Source organism: Desulfocurvus thunnarius, assembly GCF_055390965.1.
Map to the genome: position 1 here is coordinate 1,969,396 of NZ_AP042411.1, position 20,645 is coordinate 1,990,040.

Here is a 20,645-nt window from a genome sequence, read left to right on the forward strand (position 1 = left end):
ATGGACTTTCGCAATCCCGCGCGCAAGTGTATAGGGTATATCATCGCCGCGCGGAGTCAACCGGCCCGGGCCCGGCCCCCGCGCGGGGGCGCGCCGGGCCGCCCCCAGGGAGCTGCAACCAGCCATGACCACAAGCGAAACCCCCTTCCGGTTCGGAACGGTGGCCCTGCTCGGGCCGCCCAACGCGGGCAAGTCCACCCTGCTGAACACCGTGCTCGGGCAGAAGGTGGCCATCGTCACCCCCAAGCCCCAGACCACGCGCAACCAGATCACCGGCATCCTCACCGAGCCCCGGGCCCAGATCGTCTTTCTCGACACCCCGGGCGTGCACCGCATGAAGGGCCGCATGAACCGCTTTTTGAACCTCGCGGCCTGGCAGGCCGTGGAGCGGGCCGACGCGGTGGTGGTTCTGGCCGATGCGGACCTGTACGCCAGGAAACCGGCCCTGCTGGACAAGGAACTGGCGCCCCTGGTGGAGGGCGTGCGCCGCCTGGCCCAGCCGCTGTTCGTGGCCGTGAACAAGACCGATCTGGTACGCGACAAGGCGGCGCTTTTGCCCGTGCTGCGGGCCCTGGGCGAGCTGTGGCCCCGGGCGGAGCTGTTTCCGGTGTCCGCCGCCGCGGGCCAGGGCGTGCCCGAGCTGCTGGACGCCGTGCGCGCCGTGCTGCCCGAGGGCGAGGCCCTGTTCCCCGAAGACCAGCTCTCCACCCTGCCGCTGCGTTTCCTGGCCGCCGAGGCCATCCGCGAGCAGTTGTTCCTGGCCCTGCGCCAGGAGCTGCCGTACTCCGTGGCCGTGGAAATCGAGCAGTGGGAGGAGATCGACGGCCTGACGCGCATCGGCGGGCTGATCTGGGTCGGGCGCGACAGCCACAAGGCCATGGTCATCGGCAAGGGCGGGCTGACCCTCAAGGCCGTGGGCCAGGCCGCGCGCCAGGAACTCAAGGCCCTGGTGGGCGGCAAGGTCCACCTGGAGTTGTGGGTCAAGGTCCGCCGCGACTGGACCGAGGACCCGCACTTCCTGCGCGGCCTGGGGCTGGGGGAGTAGGGGAACGAGGCCCCGGAGTGGAGAGCGCATGACGGAAATCAGCCCTGCCCTGGCCCGGATGCTGGATTGCCGGGAATCTGAGCGGATCGAGTTCAAGGAGGCCAAGCGCGGCTTCGAGAAGCATCAGCTTTTCAAGTACTGCGTGGCCTTGGCCAACGAGGGCGGGGGGCATCTTGTCCTGGGCGTCACCGACCGACTGCCGCGCCAGATTGTCGGCACCCGCGCCTTTGGCGACCTCGACGAACTGCGCAACGCCATTTACAACGCGCTGCGGTTTGAGGTGCAGGTTCGGGAGGAATGCGATCCGCAGGGACGGCGCGTCCTTGTCTTGTCCATCCCTGGGCGTCCCGCCGGGAGTGTCAGGAGCTACGACAGTGCGTTCTGGTGCCGCCGGGGGAGCAGCTTGGTGGGTATGGGGCCGGAGCGGCTGCGGGACATTTTCCGTGAGACGGACGGTGACTACTCCGCCCGAATTTGCCCCGAAGCCGGTCTCGATGACCTCGACCCGCAGGCGGTTCAGCGGTTCCGGGAGCTGTGGGTCGGCGACGACTCCGACGCGGAGGTGGCTTCGTGGCCCATGGAACAGCTTCTGGAAAGCGCGGAGCTGCTGGTCGATGGCGGGGTGACCAATGCGGCGCTGGTCCTGCTGGGCAAGAGCCGGAGCCTGTCCCGTCTTCTCCCCGATGCGGAAGTGATTTTTGAATATCGCTCCTCGGAGGCGTCCATAGATCATCAGCAGCGGATTGCCTTCCGCGAAGGCCTGCTGTTGTTCATGGACCGGCTGTGGGAGACCGTCCGCCTGCGTGTGGAAACCCAGGCCTTCCAGGTCGGGCTGGTGCGCCGGGATATTCCGGCCTTCAGGGAAGAGGTCTTCCGCGAAGGGCTGCTCAATGCCGTTTGCCACCGCGATTACCAGAGGACGGAATCGGTGTTCGTGCGCCAGTATCCCCACCGGATCGACATCGACAGCCCCGGCGGCTTGCCCCAGGGCCTGACGGTGGAAACCCTGATGTTCAAATCGTCGTGGCGGAACAGGCGGATTGCCGAAGCGCTGGAGAAGAGCGACTTGGTGGAGCGCTCCGGCCAGGGGATCGACCGCATGTGGCGTTCCTCCATCCGTGACGGCAAGCTGCCGCCGGATTATTCGCGGACGGACGGAGAGCATGTGGCGCTTTCGCTTTATGGCGCCGTGGTCGATGAAGCGCTGCTTCGGTTTCTGGAACAGGTCGGCGAGCGCGATGCGGCGCAGTTCGGGGCTACGGAAATGGCGGCCTTGCATTATATCAGCAGGGATGTGGAAATGCCTCCCGGTTTTCGGGATGCTGCGGCCCGGCTGGTCCGCAAGGGAGTGGTCGAGCGTGTGGGCAAGCGTTTCATCCTGGCCAGGAAGTACTATATCCTGCAAGGGCGCCCGGGGGCACACACGCGGCGGGTCGGCCTGGACCGGGAGACGAACCTTGCCCTGGTGCTCAAGCATGTGCGCGCCTGCCGTGACCGGGGGACAACGCTTGCCGAGTTGCAGCAGGTGCTGCCCGCACAGTCGCCCAAGTATATCCAGGGACTCTTGGGCACTCTCAAGCTGCGCGAGGAGATTTTTGTTTCCGGGAAGACCAAAGGGGCCCGCTGGTTTGCCGGGCGCCCCGGTGGCGAATGAAAAGCCGGAGCACCATGACGGGGCGCGCTCTAATCAAGAAAGGGCAAAAGGAGGGTAATTCCTAGGCAAAAAAATTATATAACCGCGTGTATTACTGGAATAATAATTACCGGCCCAGAGGGATAATAATTACCCTCACAAAGGCAGTCCGGTAATTCATGGCGGGTTTACGGATATTCCCTGGTGAAGTTCGGGCGATAAGAGAGATGTCGGGATGATGCCTCACCAGGACCGACGCAAGGAAACGACAATGTACGACGACGACATGCAAGCGGGCATCGCCCGGCGGCTGGGTGAACTGCGCGAGGAGATCGGCGCGGCGGCGCGCGAGTCGGGGCGGCGCCCCGAGGACGTGACCCTGGTGGCGGTGTCCAAGTGGCACCCGGCGGCGGCCGTGCGCGCGGCGGCCCTGGCCGGGCAGCGCGATTTCGGCGAGAATTACGTGCAGGAGGCCCTGGCCAAGCAGGACGAACTGGCCGATCTGGGCCTGCGCTGGCATTTCACCGGCGGGCTGCAAAGCAACAAGGCCAAGTTCCTCCCGGGGCGGTTCGTGCTGGTGCACACCATCGATTCCGAAAAGCTGGCCCGGACATTGCATGACCGCATCGCGGCAGTCTGCGCCCCGGTACAGGACGTGCTCATAGAGGTCAATCTGGCGCGGGAGAGTCAGAAAGCAGGTGTTGCCGAAGCCGAACTTCCCGGGCTGGCCGATGCGCTGGCCGGCCTGGAGACCATGCGCCTGACCGGGCTCATGGCCCTCCCGCCCTTTGATCTGGACCCCGAGGCCCGGCGGCCGCTGTTCGCCCGGCTGCGCGCCCTGCGCGACGGCCTGGAGCGGCGCCTGGGCCGCAGTCTGCCCATCTTGTCCATGGGCATGACGGACGATTTCCGCCAGGCGATCCTGGAGGGGGCCACGGTGGTCCGGGTGGGCACGCGCATTTTCGGCGCGCGACCGCGAAAGTAGGCAAACCGCAAGGGGCCGGGCAGGCCAGAGGGCTTCATGGATCTCGCAACCGTAATCGGGCTGGTCATCTCCTTCGGCCTGGTGGCCGCGGCCATCATCACCGGCGGCACGCCGCTCATCTTCATCGACGTGCCGTCCATGCTCATCGTCTTCGGCGGCACCATCGGCGCCACCATGGTCACCTTCCCCCTGCCCAAGATGCTCACGGTCATCGCCGTGACCCGGCACACGTTCTTCTCCTCCCTGGAGAGCCCCGCCGAGATCATCGAGAAGTTCATGGACTACGCCAACCGCGCCCGGCGCGAGGGCATCCTGTCCCTGGAGCCGATCATCAAGGAGATCAACGATTTCTATCTGCGCAAGGGCCTGCAGCTCACCGTGGACGGCCTGGAGCCCCAGACCATCCAGGAGGTCCTTGAAACCGAGATCCAATACCTGGAGGAGCGCCACGAAGTCGGCGCCGAACTGCTGATCACCCTGGGCACCTACGCCCCGGCCATGGGTATGATCGGCACCGTCATCGGCCTGGTGCAGATGCTCCAGACCATGAGCGACCCCTCGACCATCGGCCCGGCCATGGCCGTGGCGCTGATCACCACGTTCTACGGCGCGCTGCTGGCCAACCTGGTCTTCAACCCCATGGCGGGCAAGCTCAAGGCCAGGAGCAAGGAGGAGGTGCTGCTCAAGGAGATGATCCTGCTGGGCATCCTGTCCATCTCCAAGGGCGAGAACCCGCGCATCATCGAGGAGAAGCTGTCCAGCTTCCTGCCGCCCAAGACGCGCAAGCAGGAGCCGGTCTAACCCCGGAGCGACCCATGGCCCGCAAGGAGAAGCAGGAAAAACCCCAGGGGCAGCCCGGCTGGCTGATCACTTTTTCGGACATGATGACCCTCATGCTGACCTTCTTCGTCCTTCTGGTGAGCATGGCGGTGCTCGACGAGCGGCGCAAGCTCGTGGTCCTGGGGTCGATCATCGGCACCTTCGGCGTGGGCCGCCAGGGGCACGACGTGCTCTCCCAGCGCGACCGGCGGACCTCCGTGGAGCCCGGGCCCATGGAGATGGACAGCATCAACGACCTCGAACCCCTGCGCGAGATGGTCTGGGAGGACATCGGGGACGACCTGGATTTCGCCTCCAGCAAGTTCGTGCAGGTCTTCTCCATCCCCGACGACGTGCTTTTCGAGCCCGGAGGCGCGACGCTGCGGCCCCGGGGGCGGCAGATTCTGGAGGCGGCCCTGCCGGTGTTCCTTCAGGTGCGCGTGCCGCTGCTGCTGGCCGGGCACTCCTCGACCCTGCGCGACGAGGAGGAGGAGTCCTTCCGCGTGGAGGACCTGGGCCAGACCATGGACATGTCCTGGCGGCTGTCCTTCCTGCGGGTGATGACGGTCTACCGCTTTTTGACCGCGGCGGGCATGGACCCGGAGCTGCTGCGCGTGGAGGCCTTCGGGCGCTTCCATCCCCGCAACACGAACCTTACCGCCGAAGGGCGGCGCAAGAACCGCCGGGTGGACATCATCATGGACAAGCGCAACGTCCAGTGGCAGGACCACATGGGCCTGTTGCGCCAGCCCGGGTCCGACGGGGTTTTCGAGTACAAGGACTTCATCTTCCGCTTCGAGAATCGCGGGGCACCCGCCGCGCCCGCCGCGCCCGGGGGGCCCTAGGCCATGGCCCGCAAGCGCAAATCCAGCCCCGCTCCCGCCGGAGACGGCTGGCTGGTCACCTTCGGCGACCTGGTGACCCTGTTGTTGACGTTTTTCGTGCTGCTGCTCAGTATGTCGTCCATGGACCGCAGCGTGCTGACGCGGATCACCTTCTTCGCGGATGATGTCGGATTTCTGACGAACCGCAGCGCGGGCCGCATCCCCCAGCGGGTCAAGCTGGTCATCGAGGCTCTGGACAAGCCCTGGGAAGTGCTGGAGAAGCAAAAGCGCATCAAGGACCTGCTCTTTCCCGACGACGAATTGCCCCCGGAGATCAGCCGCAGCACTTTGGAGCAGAACCTGCAAGTGCTGGCCCGGCCCGAGGGCGTGGCCCTGGTGCTTACCGACGCGCTGCTGTTCCCTCCGGGCGGCTCGCAGCTTACCGAGACGGCGCGCAGGCTGCTCGCGCCGGTGGTCGAGGTGCTGCTGTTCATGCCCGCGCCGGTGAACGTGGCGGGCTACACCGACGACGTGGGCGGCGACGGCGAGGCCAACTACGTCCTGTCCGGCGAGCGGGCCTTGTCGGTGTTGGAGTATTTTCTGTCCCACGGGTTGCCGCCGGAGCGCTTCTCCGTGGCGGGCTACGGCCCGGCTTGGCCCATCGCCGACAACGCCACCGAGGCGGGCCGGGCCCAGAACCGCAGGGTCGAAATCCTGCTCAAGACGACGCCCTGGCTCGGCGCCTACGTCCAGTAGCCGGGGCCGCGACGCAATCAAGGAGGCACCATGGCCGACGAACAACTCGAAGCCCCCAAGGGCGGCAAGAAGGGCGGCAAGCTCAAGTGGATCATCATCGCCGTGGTCATCCTGGCCCTTTTGGGCGGCGCGGGGTTCTTTTTCCGCGAGCAGATCATGGGCCTGATCGGCATGGGCCCCAAACCCGCCGAGCAGGCCGCCGACGGCCAGAGCGCCGACCAGGCCCAGGCCGAGGCCGACCCGCAGAACACGGAGCTCGTGACCCTGCCGACCTTCCTGGTCAACCTGGCCGATCCGCTGGGCCGACGCTACCTGAAGCTGTCCATGGACGTGGAACTGCGCGACAAGGACGCGGCGGAAAAGATCAAGAAGAACGAACCCAAGGTCCGCGATGCCATGAACCTGCTTTTGTCGAGCAAGACCTTCGCCGACCTGTCGAGCATGGAAAGCAAGCTGGCCCTCAAGGACGAGATCGTCAGCCGGTTGAACCAGATCGTGGGCGGCTCCACGGTCCTTCGGGTCTATTTCACCGAGATGGTCATCCAGTAAGCACCTGGAGCGACCCCAACCACCAAGGGGTGACGGCATGGAAAAGGATCTCGATCAAGACGCCCTGGCCGACGAATGGGCTGCCGCCCTGGAAGAAAGCGGCGACCTGGGCGCCGCCGCCGACGCCAAGGCCATGAAATCCCCGGAGGGCGGGCAGGACGATGACGCCCTGGCCGCCGAATGGGCCGCGGCCCTGGCCAGCGAGGAAGAGGCCAAGATGGACAAGGAGTCGCGCCAGGCCGGGCTGGCCGCCCAGAGCACCGACGCGCGCTTCAAGGACCTGACCGAGGAGGCCAAGGCTCCCAGGCCCGACGGCACCAAGCGCGACCTGGACTTCATCCTGGACATTCCCCTGGACGTGTCCGCCGAACTGGGGCGTACCAAGCTGCTCATCAACGAGCTGCTGCAACTGGGCCAGGGCTCGGTCATCGAGCTGAACAAGCTGGCGGGCGAGCCCCTGGAGATTTACGTCAACGGCAAGCTCGTGGCGCGCGGCGAGGCGGTGGTCATCAACGAGAAGTTCGGCGTGCGCCTGACGGACATCATCAGCCCCATCGAGCGCGTGAAGCAGCTCGCCTGAGCGGGAGAACCATGTCGTACCTGCGCCTTGCCGCCCTGGCCGCGGCCGCCGGAGCCTTGTGGGCACCCCTGGCCCGGGCCGCCGAACAGGCGGCCAACGCCACGGCCCTCGCCGCCAATGCCACGGCCAACGCCACGGCCCGGGCGCTGGACCTGGCCGGGCAGGCCGCCGACGGCGCCTCCGGCGCCGCCGGGGCCCTTTCCGGGGCCCTGCCCGACGCCGGGGAGGGTGTCAAAACCCTGCCCCAGGCCGGCGACATGACCGGGGCCCTGTTCCAGGTGGCTGGGGTGCTGTGCCTGCTTCTGGCGCTCATCTTCGTCGGCTTCTGGGTGCTCAAGCGCTTCGGCAAGCGCATGGGGCTTGGGGTTTTCGGCACCGGCGCCCTGCGCATCGAGGGCACCATGAGCCTTGGGCCCAAGAAGAACATCGTCGTGGTCCGCTTCTTGAATAAGCGGATGGTGCTTGGCGTCACCGACGCCTCCATCAATCTGCTGACCGAAATGGACACCGGCGATGACACTGATCGAAAGGATTTCGACAAGGCCCTGGAGGACGCTCGCGCCAAGGACGGCGGCTTGTAGCCTCCTGCTTTTCGCGCTGCTGCCCCTGGCGGCGGCCCTGGCCCAGGACGCCACCGTGCCCAGCCTGCAACTGAACCTGGCCGCGGGGCAGACCGAGCCGGAAAAGGTCGCCACCACCCTGGAGATTCTCTTCCTGCTGACGGTGCTCTCCGTGGCGCCGTCCATCGTGCTGACGGCCACCTCGTTCACGCGCATCATCATCGTCTTCTCGTTTCTGCGCCAGGCCATGGGCACCAACCAGGTGCCGCCCAACCAGGTGTTGGCCTCCCTGGCCATCTTCATGACCATCCTGATCATGATGCCCACGGGCACGCGCATCAACGACGAGGCCCTGCAACCCTACCTGAACGAGGACATCGGCTTCCAGGACGCCCTGCACAAGGCCGAGGTGCCCCTGCGCGAGTTCCTGTTCAAGCACACCCGCGAGAAGGACCTGTCCATTTTCTACTCCATCGCGCGCCTCGACCGGCCCCAGAGCAAGGACGAGGTGCCCACCCCGCTGCTGGTGGCCTCCTACGTCATCAGCGAGCTGAAGACCGCCTTCCAGATCGGCTTTCTCATCTACATCCCCTTCCTGATTCTGGACATGGTGGTCTCCTCCATCCTGCTGGCCATGGGCATGATGATGCTGCCGCCGGTGATGATCTCGCTGCCGTTCAAGCTGCTGCTCTTCGTGATGGTTGACGGCTGGAACCTTCTGACCGGCTCGCTGGTCAACAGCTTCGCGGCGTAAGACCGCGCCAGGAGACGCCCCATGACCCCGGAATTCGTCGTCGGCTTCGCCCGTCAGGCCATTGAGATGACCCTGCTCATTTCCCTGCCCATGCTCGGGGTGGGGCTGGTGGTCGGTCTGACCATCAGCATCCTGCAGGCCGCCACCCAGATTCAGGAGATGACCCTGACCTTCATCCCCAAGATCCTGGCCATTTTCGTGGCTCTGCTCGCGGCCTTCCCGTGGATCATGGACAAGATGATCACTTACACCCGCGAACTGTTCCTGAACCTGCCGAACTACGTGGGCTGAGGCCTGCGCGCCATGCGCCAAGGCGCCCTCCGGCAGCAGAGCCGGAGGGCGCCTTGGTTTTGGTCGGCCGGGGCGGACCCGGACGGCGCCCCCGCGGCACCGCCCGGGCCCGGGCCCGGCCTATCGACTCACCGTTTTACGCTGATGTCGACGCACAGGATGAAGGCCCGGCCCGCCCGGTCGCCGAAGCGCACCGAGATGGTCGAGCACAGGTTGCCGCTGGCCAGGGAGATGTAGGGCTCGGTGGTGTACTTTTCGAGCCCGGCGGACAACGGCAGGAAATATTCCTTGAGGGAGTGGTCCGTCCCGCGCGGGGCGGGGTGGTAGATGAAGCGCCGGGCTTCGCTCACGGCGTAGGGGTTGCAGATGGTGGAGCTGATCTGGCGCCCGGTCATGTTGAGCACGTACATGCACTCGATGTCCTCGTGGGAATGCACGAGTTCGGCCAGGGCGGGATCGAACTGGCGCGGCACCCGCGACCCCAGGACCTCGATGATGTCGCGCAGGGCGCGGTCGTAGGTCTCGTGCAGGGCCTTCTTTTCGTTGATGGCTTCGATGACCATGCGTCGGAAGCTGCGGGCCACGGAGGGCACCCGGCGCGGGGTGGGCGGGGGCTCGTCGTTCAACGGCGCGGGGCGGGCGAAGTAGAAACCCTGGAAAATGTCCACGCCCAGGCCCATCAGCTCCAGGACCTCGGCCTCCTGCTCTACGCCCTCGGCCACGACCATGGCCCCGATGTTGCGCGACAGGCGCACCAGGGCCTTGGTGATTTCCAGGCGGTGGTATTCGCGGTGGATGTCGCGGATCAGGCCCTTGTCGATCTTGATGATGTCGGGCTTGATCTGCGAGACGCGGTCGAGGTTGGAGTGCCCGGTGCCGATGTCGTCCAGGGCGATGAGGAAGCCGTGGCCGCGGTAGATTTCGATGAAGCGGGTCAGGATGTCGGTGTCCTGGACCTTGGATTCGATGATCTCGATGACCACGTTGCCCGGGTTGAGGCCCGCCAGACGGGTGGCCTCCAGGAATTTGCCCGAGCCCAGGATGTTCTTGTTGACCAGGGACATGTCCAGGTTCACGGACAGGAGCAGGTCCTTGCGCCGGGCGTGGACCGGGGCGAAGCGGCGCATGGCGAGCTGGCGGCAGAGGCGGTCCAGGTTCAGGCGCCGGGCGGAGGTGGTGGCGACGTGGAAGAGCACATCGGGCGGAACGCTGACGCGCGTGTCGGGCAGGACGCCCCGGGAGAGGGCCTCCACGGCCACCACGCATTTGCCCTTGATGGAGACCATGGGCTGGAAGAGCGTCAGGATGCGGTCTTCGCGGGCCAGGGTCTGGTAGTCGAGTTCGAGGGGCAGCATGAGCGGCGGCGCGTCCCGTGGCGGAGAAGGAGTGCGCCCCGGGCCGGAGGATGGGGGGGTCCGGCCCGGGGCACGTGTGTGGGGGCCTAGGGAGCGGTACGGGTCGCCGCCACGGCGGCGATGTCCGACTCCCCGGTGCGGATGCGCAGGGAGCGCGCAATGTCGAGCACGAAGACCACGCCGTCACCTTCCTTGCCCGTGCGGGCGCCGGACTCGACGGCCTTGAGGGCGGCTTCGAGGAAGGAATCGTTGACGCCGATCTCCAGGCGAATCTTCTTGAGCAGGTTCACCTCCATGACCACGCCGCGGTAGGTCTCGGTGAAGCCCTTCTGGCGGCCCGAGCCGAGCACGTTGGTCACGGTCATGCTGAATATTTCCTTGGCGTAGAGGGCCTGCTTGACCGCGGTCAGCCTCTCGGGCCGGATGTATGCGATGATGAGTTTCATGGCTCCTCCGAATGAAGCTTGGTTAAGTGGCGGGGACGCGCCCTACTCGTTGGAGAAGATCTGGAAGCCGGAATAGGCCTCCATGCCGTGCTCGGTAATGTCCAGACCCTTGAGCTCCTCTTCCTCGCTGACGCGGATGCCCATGACGGCCTTGAGGACGGAGAACATGATCCAGCCCATGCCGAAGGCCCAGACGAACACGGCGCCCACGCCGATGAGCTGGGTGGTCAGCACGGAGAAGTCGCCGCCGTAGAGCAGGCCGGTTGAGCCGCCGTAGCCGGGGGAGGCCAGCAGACCGGCCATGATGGTGCCGTAGGCCCCGCACACGCCGTGAACGGAAACCGCGCCGACCGGGTCGTCGATCTTGAGCACCTGGTCGATGAAGACCACGGAGACGACCACGATGACGCCTGCGCCCAGGCCGGTGATGATGGAGCCGATGGGGGACAATTCGTAGCAGCCGGCGGTGATGGCCACCAGGCCCGCCAGGGCGCCGTTCATGGCCATGGAGGCGTCGGGCTTGCCGTACTTGATCCAGCTCGTGAACATGGCGCCCAGGAAGCCCGCGCAGGCGGCCAGGGAGGTGTTCACCGCAATGTAGCCGATGGTGCCGTCGGCCACGGTGGTGGAGCCGGGGTTGAAGCCGAACCAGCCGAACCACAGGATGAAGACGCCCAGGGCCGCGATGGGAATGTTGTGCCCGGGGATGGCGTTGGCCTTGCCGTCGGCGGTGTACTTGCCGATGCGCGGGCCGAGGACGATGGCGCCCGCCAGGGCCACCCAGCCGCCCACGGAGTGGACCACGGTGGAACCGGCGAAGTCGATGAAGCCCATGGCTTCGAGCCAGCCGCCCTCGTTGCCCCACAGGCCGCCCCAGGCCCAGTGCCCGGAAACGGGGTAGATGCAGGCGGTGACCAGGACGCTGGCCAGGATGTAGGTGCTGAACTTGGTGCGCTCGGCCATGCCGCCGGAAACGATGGTCGCGGCGGTGGCGGCGAAGACGCTCTGGAAGAACCAGAAGGTCAGGGTCCACATGCCGTCGGCGGTGGTGGCGTCGGCGCTGCCCAGGGCGAAGCCCGAGCCGCCGATGAAGCCGCCGATGGAGTCGCCGAACATGAAGCCGAAGCCGATGAGGAAATAGACGATGGAACCCGCGGCGAAGTCCACGAAGTTCTTCATCAGGATGTTGCCCGCGTTCTTGGCGCGGGTGAAGCCTGCCTCGACCATGGCGAACCCGGCCTGCATGAACATGACCAGGATGGCGGCCACGAGGGTCCACAGGATGTTGGCGTTATCCTGGGTCAGCAGTTCGGGGGCGTCCTGCGCCAGGGCGCACACGGGAGACGAGGCGACCACGGCGAGGGCTCCCAGGGCGAAGTACAGCCCGGAGAGCGGCCTTTTCAAAAGGGAGCGGGGGGTGAGCATTCCTGAAACCTCCTAGGCAACAACGGTTGTGGTGAGTCTGGCGCCAAGGCGCACCACCCGAAGAGCAAGGAGCGGGCCAGGATTGCAACACGCTGATTTATATTATTTAAATAGTTTTCACGCCAGAGGGGCTTGCGAGATATCACAAAAATTAACAAAAACGGAACATACGAAGGTGGTCATGTTTGTCAGATTTGTTAATCTGGCGTGATATGCCACCCTGAAAAATGGGGCCTTGTCGGCTTTGGTGACAAAAAAGTAAAATTACGAGGATTCGAACGTCTGGGATCGGGCGGTCCCGTAGCGGCAGGCCCCGGCAGCGCGAGCAGGTGGCGTGCGGCGGGCAGGCCCGAGTCCTGCCCGCCCGCCTTGCACCGCGCCGTCGACCGACCATTTCCTCCCGGCGGCGGGGCGCCTACCCGGGCCCTCAACGGCGGCGGCAGGTCGGGCAGTCCGGAACGGAGGGCGCGCGGAAAAGGGCGCCGCCGAAGTCCAGGGGCGGCGCTTCCCCGTAGCCGAAGGCACCGGCAAGCAGCAGGGCGGGGAAGCTGTCGCGGTAGGCGTTGTAATCGCGCGCGGCCTCGTTGTAAGCCAGACGGGCCAGGGCGACATGGTGTGCGGCGTCGTCCAGCTCCAGGAACAGGCCGCCCAGGTTCGCCGGGGGTGCTTGCCCGGGAGCAGGCTGGACCAGCGCCCGCAGGCGGGCCAGCAGGATGTCCAGGCGCTCCTCGGCCCGCGCCAGTTCGCGCAGGGTCAGGGCGTCCCCCTGGGCCGCCCCCTGGGTCGCCAAAGATGCGGCTTCGCGGGCCAGGGCCAGCTCCGTCAGCGCTTCGCCGATCTGCTGGTCCTGCGCCAAATGCCGCCAGGCGGTCTCCGTCAGGGTCATTACAAAATCGTAGCGGCGACGCAAAGTCGTCTCCAGACGCTTCAGGGCCGCCAGATACCGCAACCGCAAGGCGGCCAGCCGCCCGTGGATCAGGGCCGCACCCAGGCCGATGGCCAGCAGCACGGCGGCAAAAGCGAAAAGCGCGCCCATGAGGCCCCCTCCCCGCGCGCGAAGCGCTCCCCGGCCAATCCCCCGGCCCGGGCCGCACTCCACCCCTCGCGCGAGTCTGCCCCCAATGTACTGCAACGGCACCATGGCGGCAAGGTGACCGCCGCGCGTCGGGCGGAAGCCTGGGGACGGTGCGTGCTCCCGGGGACGGATGAGCCTCCGGCGGCTCAAGGGCCACGGGCCCTTGAGAATCCCGCATTGGGAGGGCCTGGCGGCGCGCCGCCAGGCCCTCCCCGAATGGGATTCTTAAGGGCGGCAGCCCTTAAGCCGCCGGAGGCTCATCAACCCGAAGGCTACGCGCACCGTCCCCAGGCTTCCGCCCGACGCGCGGGCACGAAAAAGGCCCTCGGGGGAGGGCCTTTGGGGTCGGGTCATTCGCCTTGGGGGGCGTCGTCGGCGGCGGCCTCGGGCGCGGGGTCGGGCGTGGCGGCCTTGGCTTTTTTCTTGGGCTGGGGCGGGGTGCCCTTGAGCAGCAGGGGTTCCTTTGTGGCTGCGGGCTTGCGGTGGTCGTTCTTCATGCTCAGGCTGTTGACCGGGCAGTTGTCCACGCACACGGAGCAATAGACGCAGGCGTAGGGGTCGCAGAACCATGTTCCGGCGGTGCGGTCCACGGTGATGCACTGGGACGGGCACTTCTTCGCGCACATGTTGCAGAAGATGCACTTGTCCATGTCGTTGACGAGTTCGCCCCGGAAGTTGGCGAAGGGTTCGCGCACGACGAAGGGGTAGCCCCGGGTGGCCTTGGGCTTCACGAAGTTCTTGAGGATGTTCTGGGTCATGAACAGCATGGCGGCCTCCCTTAGCGTTCCGTGCAGGAGATGCACGGGTCGATGGACAGGACCACGACGGGCACGTCGGCCAGTTCCAGGCCGCCGACCATGGCCAGCAGCGGGGGCACGTTGGCGAAGGTGGGCGTGCGGATGCGGCAGCGGTCGAGGAACTTGGTGCCGTTGGCCTTGATGTAGTACAGCAGTTCGCCGCGCGGCTGCTCCACGCGCACGATGGTCTCGCCCTCGGGGTTGCCCTTGACGGGAACGCGGGTGTCGCCTTCGGGCAGGCGCGCGATGGCCTGGCGCACGAGGTCGATGGATTGCAGCACTTCGCGGAAGCGCACGGTGCTGCGGGCGTAGGAGTCGCAGCCGGTTTCGACCACGGGCTCGAAGTCGAGGTCCTTGTAGGCGGCGTAGCCGAGCTGGCGCATGTCCTGGGCGACGCCGGAGCCGCGCAGGGTCGGCCCGGCGGCGCCGAGGTCGAGGGCCTGCTCGCGGGTGAGCATGCCCACGCCCACGGTGCGCGCCTTGACGGTGTAGTCTTCGAGCATGGTTTTCTGCAGCGCCTTGACGCCCTGTTCCACCTCGTCCAGGCCTTCGAGAATCCAGCGCAATTGCTCGGGGGAGAGGTCGTAGCGGGTGCCGCCCACGACGTTGACGGAAATGATCACGCGGTTGCCCGCCGTGGCCTCCATCATGTCCATGATCTTCTCGCGGACCTTCCAGAACTGCTGGAAGACGCTCTCGAAGCCGAAGGCGTCGGCGAACAGGCCGAGCCAGAGCAGGTGGCTGTGCACGCGGTGCAGCTCGCCCCAGATGACGCGCAGGAAGCGGCCCCGGTCGGGCACCTCGATGCCCATGAGGGTCTCGATGCCCTGGCAGTAGGCCTTGGCGTGGATGCACGAGCAGATGCCGCACACGCGCTCCACGATCTGGATCATCTGGTGGTAGTCGCGGATCTGGACGAGCTTTTCCAGGCCCCGGTGAACGTAGCCCAGGGCGGGGACGGCTTCCTTGACGATTTCGTCCTCGACCACAAGCTTCAGGTGCACCGGCTCGGGGAGCACCGGGTGCTGGGGGCCGAAGGGAATTATGGTTCTGGCCATGGCGTATCCTTACTGCTTGGTGATCTTGACGTTGGAGACGAGGGGGACTTCGGTGACTTCCGCGTCCAGGTACAGGGTGCGGTTGAAGTCCAGGATCAGGCCGTCGAACGAGACGCCGAACTGGTCGCGGATCTCGTTTTCCACCAGCAGGGCGGCGAAGAGGATGCCGGAGATGCTGGGCACGGGCCGGTTCTTGGGCTGGCGCATGCGCAGGTGGGCCAGCTCCAGGTCCTTGTCGAAGTGGTAGAGGATGTCCAGGTCGCTTTCGTCGATTTCGGTGCAGGTCATGGTCACCAGCCGGTAGCCCGCGTTTTTCAGGCGCAGCACCTCGCTGGCCACGGTGGCCTGGGTGACTTCGGTGATGTTGTCGATCATGTGCGTCTCTCCCTATGCGCCCTGCTCGGCGGCTTCGACCTTTTCGGCGAACTTCTGCAAGCCCAGGACCACGCCGTCGATGATGGCCTCGGGCTTGGCCGGGCAGCCGGGCACGTACACGTCCACGGGGATGACCTTGTCCACGCCGCCGACCACGTTGTAGGCCTCGCGGAACACGCCGCCCGAGGTGCCGCAGGCGCCGATGGCGATGACGGCCTTGGGCTCGGGCATCTGGTCGTAGAGGTTTTTGAGCACCTTCTTGTTGCGGTGGTTGACGGTGCCGGTGACGAGCAGGATGTCGGCGTGCTTGGGGTTGCCGACGTTGACGATGCCGAAGCGCTCCACGTCGTACATGGGGGTCAGGCAGGCCAGAACCTCGATGTCGCAGCCGTTGCAGCTCCCGCAGTCGAAGTGCATGATCCAGGGCGACTTGACGCGCGATTTCTTGATGAATGACTTTATCATGGCGCTATATCTTGGCGTACAGCCAGATGAGGTTCACGACGGAGAGGCCCAGGCCGATGCACCAGACGTACTTGAGCATCCAGCGCCAGGTCATGCGGGCCATGGTGTTGTCGATGATGATCTCGGCCATGTAGGTCACAACCAGCAGCGCGATCATCATGAAGACGTTGGTGGACCAGAACAGGGCGCACACGCCGAGCACCAGCACCGTTTCGTACCAGTGGGCGATTTCGATGAGGCCGAGGTAGGGCCCGGAGTACTCCGTGAGCACGCCCTTGACCAGCTCCTGGTGCCCGTGGTGCGAGGTGGAGAAGTCGAAGGGCGACTTGCGCAGCTTGATGGTCAGCGCGTAGCCGAGCACGATGAACATGAGCGGAAGCTGGAAGAGCAGCGGCGTTTCGTGGGCCAGGATGTCGCTGACCTGGAAGCTGCCCGTGGCCAGATAGAAGCTGACGAAAACCAGGATGAGCAGGGGCTCGTAGGTCAGCACCTGGATCAGTTCGCGCTGGGCGCCCACCTGGCTGTAGGGCGAGGGCACGCTCATGGCGCCCATGACCAGGAACACCGCGCCGATGGCCTGCACGAAGAAGATGAGCAGCAGGTCGGCCTGGAGGAAGAACAGCACGCACGACAGGGCGGCGGCCACGAAGTAGACCCAGGCGCAGAGCACCTGCCAGGGGTTGGAGGCCATGGGCGCCTTGCCGAAGAGTTTGGCCACGTCGTAGAAGGCCTGGGTGACCGGCGGGCCCTGGCGCGACTGGAACCAGGCCGTGAGCCTGCGGTCGATGCCCGCCAGCAGGCCGCCCGCCAGCGGCGCCAGGAAGAGCCCCACGAGAATCAGAAGGATGGTGGTGATCATTACAGGGCACCTCCGATCATGAGCACGATGAGCGCCGCCGCGGCCACGTTGACGAAGGTCGTCAGCCGTTCTTCACCGAACAGGCCGGGCAGATAGTAGTTGCCCGCCTCGACCTTGACCGGCTGGTTCATGGGGCCGTTCCAGGTGCCGTCGGCGGCCATGCCGAGGTTCGACCCCGCCATGTAGGGCGCGCTGTAGGCCGTGGCGCGCGAGCGCCGGGCCGCGCGCAGGGCCAGCAGCAGGCCCACGCCGAGCACCGCGAAGAGCGGGTAGAGGTAGAAGGCCTCGATGGGGCTGGGCATGCCGGGCAGCATGGGCGCGATGGCCAGGTCGTACACCTGGGGCGCGGCCACGGACAGCAGCACCGCCCCGGCCACCAGGGCCAGCAGCGGCAGGCGGATCAGCGCGGGCAGGGCCTCGGGCGCGGGGCGCTCGCCGCCGGGGGCGGCCAGCAGGGTGCCCGCCCAGCGCGCCCAGTAGACCACCGTCAGCGCGCTGCCCAGGGCCATCATGGTCACCACCACGAGTTGCCCCGAGGCCGACTCGATGGCCAGCCACTTGGCCATGAGCACGCCGAAGGGCGGCAGGAGCATGGTCAGGATGCCGGTGATGGTGATCCAGGCGGTCTGGGGCATGCGGGCGGCAAGGCCGCGCATGTCCTCGATGTCGCGCGAGCCGATGCGCTGCTCGATGGTGCCCACGCAGAGGAAGAGCAGGGCCTTGGACACGGCGTGGAAGATGATCAGGAAGATGGCCGCCGCCGTGGCCGCCGGGGTGTTGATGCCCGCGCAGGCGATGATCAGCCCCAGGTTGGAGATGGTCGAGTAGGCCAGGATCTTCTTGCCGTTGGACTGGCCGATGGCCAGGGCCGCGCAGGCCAGGAAGGTGAACGCGCCGCACAGGGCCACGCCGTCGGACACGAAGCTGCCCGCGTAGGCCGGGGCCATGCGCAGCACGACGTAGACCCCCGCCTTGACCATGGTGCTGGAGTGCAGCAGGGCCGAAACCGGGGTCGGCGCGACCATGGCGCCCAGCAGCCAGCTCTGGAAGGGCACCTGGGCGGCCTTGGTGAAGCCCGCGAAGCAGATGAGCCCCATGCCCACCAGCAGCCCGGCGCCCGCGCCGCCCGAGGCCAGGATGGCCTGGATGTCCAGGGTGCCGACGCTGGCGTAGGTGAACATCATGCCCAGCACGAAGGCCAGCCCGCCCGCGGAGTTCATCCACAAGGCGCGCACGGCGTTTTTCACGGCGATTTCGGTGCCGTCGTGGCCGATGAGCATGAACGAGCACAGGGTGGTGACTTCAAAGAAGAAGTAGAGCCACAGGATGTTGTTGGCCATGACCAGCCCGTTCATGGCGCCCAGAAAGAGCACCAGGAACAGGAAGAACCGCGGCTGGCGCGAGGTTTCCAGGTGCAGGTGCTCCTCGTGCTCCTTCATGTACGGCAGGGCGAACACGCAGATGAGCGAGCCGACGATGGAGATGATCAGCACCATCACGGCCGCAAGCTGGTCCACGTGGAACGCGGGCACGTGGGCGGAGTGGTCCACCCAGAAGAGTTCGAGGATCAGCAGCCCGAACATCTGCAGGACGCAGAATATCTTGATGAGCAGGTTGTCGTGTTTGAAGCCGTAGAACAGGATCACGCCGAGCAGGGCGAAATCCAGCACCGAGACGACGATGTCCCAACTCAGGCCCAGGATGGGACCCGGGGAGTAGGAAATGGGTCCCGCCGCCATGAGGACCACCGAGGCGGCGGCCAGGATCACGGCAGTCGCCATGACGACCAGCGCCCGGATGAAGCCCGCGCGCAGCAGGTAGCACGCGAGCCCGGCCGCGAATGGCAACAGGACAAGCAGTATGATCTGACTGGACATGGTAACCCCTTCGCAAAGAGTGCCATCAAACAACACAGACGCCCCCGGCGCCAAAGCGCCGGGCCCCGCAAGGATTCCCGCCCTTGCCGGAATTGGGCCTGTGTAGGAAAGAAACCCCGTCAGGTCAACCGGATGGGGCGTCTTGCCCCGTCTTCTGCCCACCGGCGCGCGCCGGGGCGGGCCGGGGGCGCGGGGCGTGCCATCTCTCGGGTCGGGGGCGGGGAGAAAAGAGAATCCATCACGCTGATTGAGAAGAAGAAATGCCCTGCCGCCGCTCCCGGGCAGTGCGCGCGATTCACGGTACGATGTATGGCCCATGGGAATACATTTTTTATTCCCGTATCTTTTGATTGTGCGAACAATCAATACCATGCATGCGCTGAAGCACATTTTTTGCCGATTCTAGCCCCGTTGAAGTAGGGAATGCCGGCCCCGTGGACAAATGGAGATGGAAATTCCGGCGATTTCCTGTATGGTATGGGTATGGGCAAAGGCAGAGAAAGCAGTGACGGCGACAATCCGGCGCAGGAAGTGCGCGACCGGCTCATCGGCCTGGGCGCGGGCTCCATCCGCAAGAGCTATTACCCCGAGTTGCGCCGCCGCCTGGACGAGCTGGACAGCATGCACGACTATCTGTCCAGCGTGCTCGACGCCATGCCCTCGGCCATCCTGGGCGTGGACGGCCAGTTGCGCGTGACCCGCGCCAACCGCGCGGCCGCGGCCTTGTCCGGGCTGCCGCGCGCCGGGCTGGAAGGCCGCCTGATGGGCGACGCCTTTCCCGGCCTGCGGGGCTACCTGGCCGGAGCCGCCAGGGCCGTGGCCCAGGGGCAGCCCCTGGAGCGGCGCGCCGCCGAGGCCGAAGCCGACACCGCCTGCGGCGGCAGCGGGCCCCGCTATTTCGACATCATGGTCGCCCCCATCGAGGCCGGGCGCAGCGCCGTGGTCCGCCTGGACGACGTGACCGAGCGCGTGCGCCTGGACCGGCTCATCGTGCAGACCGAAAAAATGGTTTCCCTGGGCGGGCTGGCGGCGGGCATGGCCCACGAAATCAACAATCCCCTGGGCGGTATCCTTCAGGGCGCGCAGAACATCCAGCGCCGCCTGGAGCCCGGCCGCCCCGAGAACGAACGGGCCGCGCGCGAGGCCGGCTGTTCCCTGGACGCCATCCTCGACTACGCCCGCAGCCGGGGCATCCTGCGCTTTCTCGACGGCATCCGCCAGTCCGGCAGCCGCGCGGCGGACATCGTCCGCCACATGCTGGAGTTCAGCCGGGGCGGCAACGCCTGCCACACGCCCTGCACCCTGGAGAGCGTGGTGGCGGAGGCCCTGAACCTGGCCGCGCGGGACTTCGGGCTGGACCGTCAGGCAGGCTTCCGGCGGCTGACCGTGGAACGGAACTTCGCCCCGGGCCTGCCCGCCGTGCTCATGAGCCGCACCGAGATCGAACAGGTGGTCTTCAACCTGATCAAGAACGCCGCGCAGGCCATGGCCGAGGCCCGGATCCCCGAGCCGCGCCTGGTGTTCACCACCCGCGCCGAGGGTCGCTTCGCCGTGCTGGAGGTGGCCGACAACGGCCCGGGCATGGACGAAACCACCCGCCGCCGCGTGTTCGAGCCGTTTTTCACCACCAAAGAGGTCGGCCAGGGCACGGGGCTCGGCCTGTCGGTGTCCTATTTCATCGTGACCACCAACCATGGCGGCGAGTTCACCGTGGATTCGCGCCCCGGCCAGGGCACGCGTTTCATCCTCCGCCTGCCGCTGTAGTCCCGCGCGGGACGGCCTCGGCCTCGCGAGCCCGGCCTGCCCGCAACGGCCCGCAACGGCCCAAAAAGAGCGCCCGATGGAACTTCCATCGGGCGCGCTGCCCTTGGTGGGCCCTGCGGCCTGCCCCCGCTGCACCGGGTTCGCAGGGGGTGGCCGCAAACAACCCTCTCCAAGGGACTGCGAGGCGTCTTCTTTTGTGGAGCGGACCTGCCGGAGTCCACTCCCCCCCTCGACACCTGCGCTGATACTTTCTTACGCATGCCCATTCGGTTTGCCTATGGGGGAAAACCCGTATTTTGCGATGCGGGAAAGTCCCCCGAGGCGGCGGCCTGGCGGTGGACGGCGCATCCTGG

Annotated in this window: 22 protein-coding genes; 12 read left to right on the forward strand and 10 right to left on the reverse strand. The window is 66.4% G+C overall.

Translation table 11 applies throughout. The annotated features are described in order from the left end of the window. Positions 1-124: 124 nt before the first annotated feature. The 11 genes from era (at position 125) to fliQ (ending at position 8,796) form a co-directional block, all read left to right on the forward strand. Positions 125-1,045 (forward strand): GTPase Era, encoded by a 921-nt coding sequence (gene era / locus ACZ5KV_RS08530; RefSeq protein ID WP_464238879.1) that lies wholly within the window; start codon positions 125-127, stop codon positions 1,043-1,045. 28 nt (positions 1,046-1,073) lie between these two features. Further along, entirely contained in the window at positions 1,074-2,699 is a 1,626-nt protein-coding gene (locus ACZ5KV_RS08535; RefSeq protein WP_464238880.1) for an ATP-binding protein, read from the forward strand. 250 nt (positions 2,700-2,949) lie between these two features. After that, the gene (locus ACZ5KV_RS08540; protein ID WP_464238881.1) at positions 2,950-3,663 is read left to right on the forward strand and encodes a YggS family pyridoxal phosphate-dependent enzyme; all 714 of its coding nucleotides are present in this window, start codon (positions 2,950-2,952) and stop codon (positions 3,661-3,663) included. Between the two features lie 36 nt (positions 3,664-3,699). Next, on the forward strand, positions 3,700-4,464 hold the full coding sequence (locus ACZ5KV_RS08545) for a motility protein A (RefSeq protein ID WP_464238882.1): 765 nt from the start codon (positions 3,700-3,702) through the stop codon (positions 4,462-4,464). 14 nt (positions 4,465-4,478) lie between these two features. Next, complete coding sequence (locus tag ACZ5KV_RS08550) at positions 4,479-5,327, forward strand: OmpA/MotB family protein (protein ID WP_464238883.1); 849 nt, start codon at positions 4,479-4,481, stop codon at positions 5,325-5,327. Positions 5,328-5,330: 3 nt separating this feature from the next. Then, complete coding sequence (locus ACZ5KV_RS08555) at positions 5,331-6,062, forward strand: OmpA/MotB family protein (protein ID WP_464238884.1); 732 nt, start codon at positions 5,331-5,333, stop codon at positions 6,060-6,062. A 30-nt stretch (positions 6,063-6,092) separates the two neighbouring features. After that, positions 6,093-6,611 (forward strand): flagellar basal body-associated FliL family protein, encoded by a 519-nt coding sequence (locus tag ACZ5KV_RS08560; protein WP_464238885.1) that lies wholly within the window; start codon positions 6,093-6,095, stop codon positions 6,609-6,611. Positions 6,612-6,648: 37 nt separating this feature from the next. Then, on the forward strand, positions 6,649-7,191 hold the full coding sequence (gene fliN / locus ACZ5KV_RS08565; protein WP_464238886.1) for a flagellar motor switch protein FliN: 543 nt from the start codon (positions 6,649-6,651) through the stop codon (positions 7,189-7,191). 11 nt (positions 7,192-7,202) lie between these two features. Next, positions 7,203-7,772 (forward strand): flagellar biosynthetic protein FliO, encoded by a 570-nt coding sequence (gene fliO, locus ACZ5KV_RS08570; protein ID WP_464238887.1) that lies wholly within the window; start codon positions 7,203-7,205, stop codon positions 7,770-7,772. Continuing rightward, the gene (fliP, locus tag ACZ5KV_RS08575) at positions 7,705-8,505 is read left to right on the forward strand and encodes a flagellar type III secretion system pore protein FliP (RefSeq protein ID WP_464238888.1); all 801 of its coding nucleotides are present in this window, start codon (positions 7,705-7,707) and stop codon (positions 8,503-8,505) included. The genes fliO and fliP overlap by 68 nt, the downstream gene beginning before the upstream one ends. 21 nt (positions 8,506-8,526) lie before the next feature. Then, positions 8,527-8,796, forward strand: a complete 270-nt coding sequence (gene fliQ, locus ACZ5KV_RS08580; protein WP_464238889.1) for a flagellar biosynthesis protein FliQ — start codon at positions 8,527-8,529, stop codon at positions 8,794-8,796. Positions 8,797-8,924: 128 nt separating this feature from the next. Here fliQ and ACZ5KV_RS08585 read toward each other — a convergent pair whose 3' ends face one another. The 10 genes from ACZ5KV_RS08585 to ACZ5KV_RS08630 form a co-directional block, all read right to left on the reverse strand. Next, the gene (locus tag ACZ5KV_RS08585; RefSeq protein WP_464238890.1) at positions 8,925-10,151 is read right to left on the reverse strand and encodes an EAL domain-containing protein; all 1,227 of its coding nucleotides are present in this window, start codon (positions 10,149-10,151) and stop codon (positions 8,925-8,927) included. 86 nt (positions 10,152-10,237) lie between these two features. Further along, a complete protein-coding gene (locus tag ACZ5KV_RS08590; RefSeq protein WP_464238891.1) occupies positions 10,238-10,597 on the reverse strand; it encodes a P-II family nitrogen regulator in 360 nt (119 codons plus the stop codon). A 42-nt stretch (positions 10,598-10,639) separates the two neighbouring features. Beyond that, positions 10,640-12,022 (reverse strand): ammonium transporter, encoded by a 1,383-nt coding sequence (locus tag ACZ5KV_RS08595; RefSeq protein ID WP_464238892.1) that lies wholly within the window; start codon positions 12,020-12,022, stop codon positions 10,640-10,642. Positions 12,023-12,449: 427 nt separating this feature from the next. Beyond that, positions 12,450-13,058: a LemA family protein gene (locus tag ACZ5KV_RS08600; protein WP_464238893.1), complete on the reverse strand. Its 609-nt coding sequence runs from the start codon at positions 13,056-13,058 to the stop codon at positions 12,450-12,452. A gap of 389 nt (positions 13,059-13,447) precedes the next feature. Then, complete coding sequence (locus tag ACZ5KV_RS08605; protein WP_464238894.1) at positions 13,448-13,864, reverse strand: 4Fe-4S binding protein; 417 nt, start codon at positions 13,862-13,864, stop codon at positions 13,448-13,450. A gap of 11 nt (positions 13,865-13,875) precedes the next feature. Continuing rightward, positions 13,876-14,952: a hydrogenase large subunit gene (locus ACZ5KV_RS08610; RefSeq protein WP_464238895.1), complete on the reverse strand. Its 1,077-nt coding sequence runs from the start codon at positions 14,950-14,952 to the stop codon at positions 13,876-13,878. Positions 14,953-14,961: 9 nt separating this feature from the next. Beyond that, a complete protein-coding gene (locus ACZ5KV_RS08615; RefSeq protein WP_464238896.1) occupies positions 14,962-15,327 on the reverse strand; it encodes an NADH-quinone oxidoreductase subunit C in 366 nt (121 codons plus the stop codon). Between the two features lie 12 nt (positions 15,328-15,339). Continuing rightward, positions 15,340-15,792 (reverse strand): NADH-quinone oxidoreductase subunit B family protein, encoded by a 453-nt coding sequence (locus ACZ5KV_RS08620; RefSeq protein WP_028587761.1) that lies wholly within the window; start codon positions 15,790-15,792, stop codon positions 15,340-15,342. Between the two features lie 4 nt (positions 15,793-15,796). Further along, the gene (locus ACZ5KV_RS08625; protein ID WP_464238897.1) at positions 15,797-16,651 is read right to left on the reverse strand and encodes a respiratory chain complex I subunit 1 family protein; all 855 of its coding nucleotides are present in this window, start codon (positions 16,649-16,651) and stop codon (positions 15,797-15,799) included. After that, positions 16,651-18,528 (reverse strand): NADH-quinone oxidoreductase subunit 5 family protein, encoded by a 1,878-nt coding sequence (locus ACZ5KV_RS08630; protein WP_464238898.1) that lies wholly within the window; start codon positions 18,526-18,528, stop codon positions 16,651-16,653. Before ACZ5KV_RS08630 ends, ACZ5KV_RS08625 begins: the two co-directional genes overlap by 1 nt. A 483-nt stretch (positions 18,529-19,011) precedes the next feature. Between ACZ5KV_RS08630 and ACZ5KV_RS08635 the strand changes: the two genes are divergently transcribed. Further along, on the forward strand, positions 19,012-20,292 hold the full coding sequence (locus ACZ5KV_RS08635) for a two-component system sensor histidine kinase NtrB (RefSeq protein ID WP_464238899.1): 1,281 nt from the start codon (positions 19,012-19,014) through the stop codon (positions 20,290-20,292). Positions 20,293-20,645: the final 353 nt, after the last annotated feature.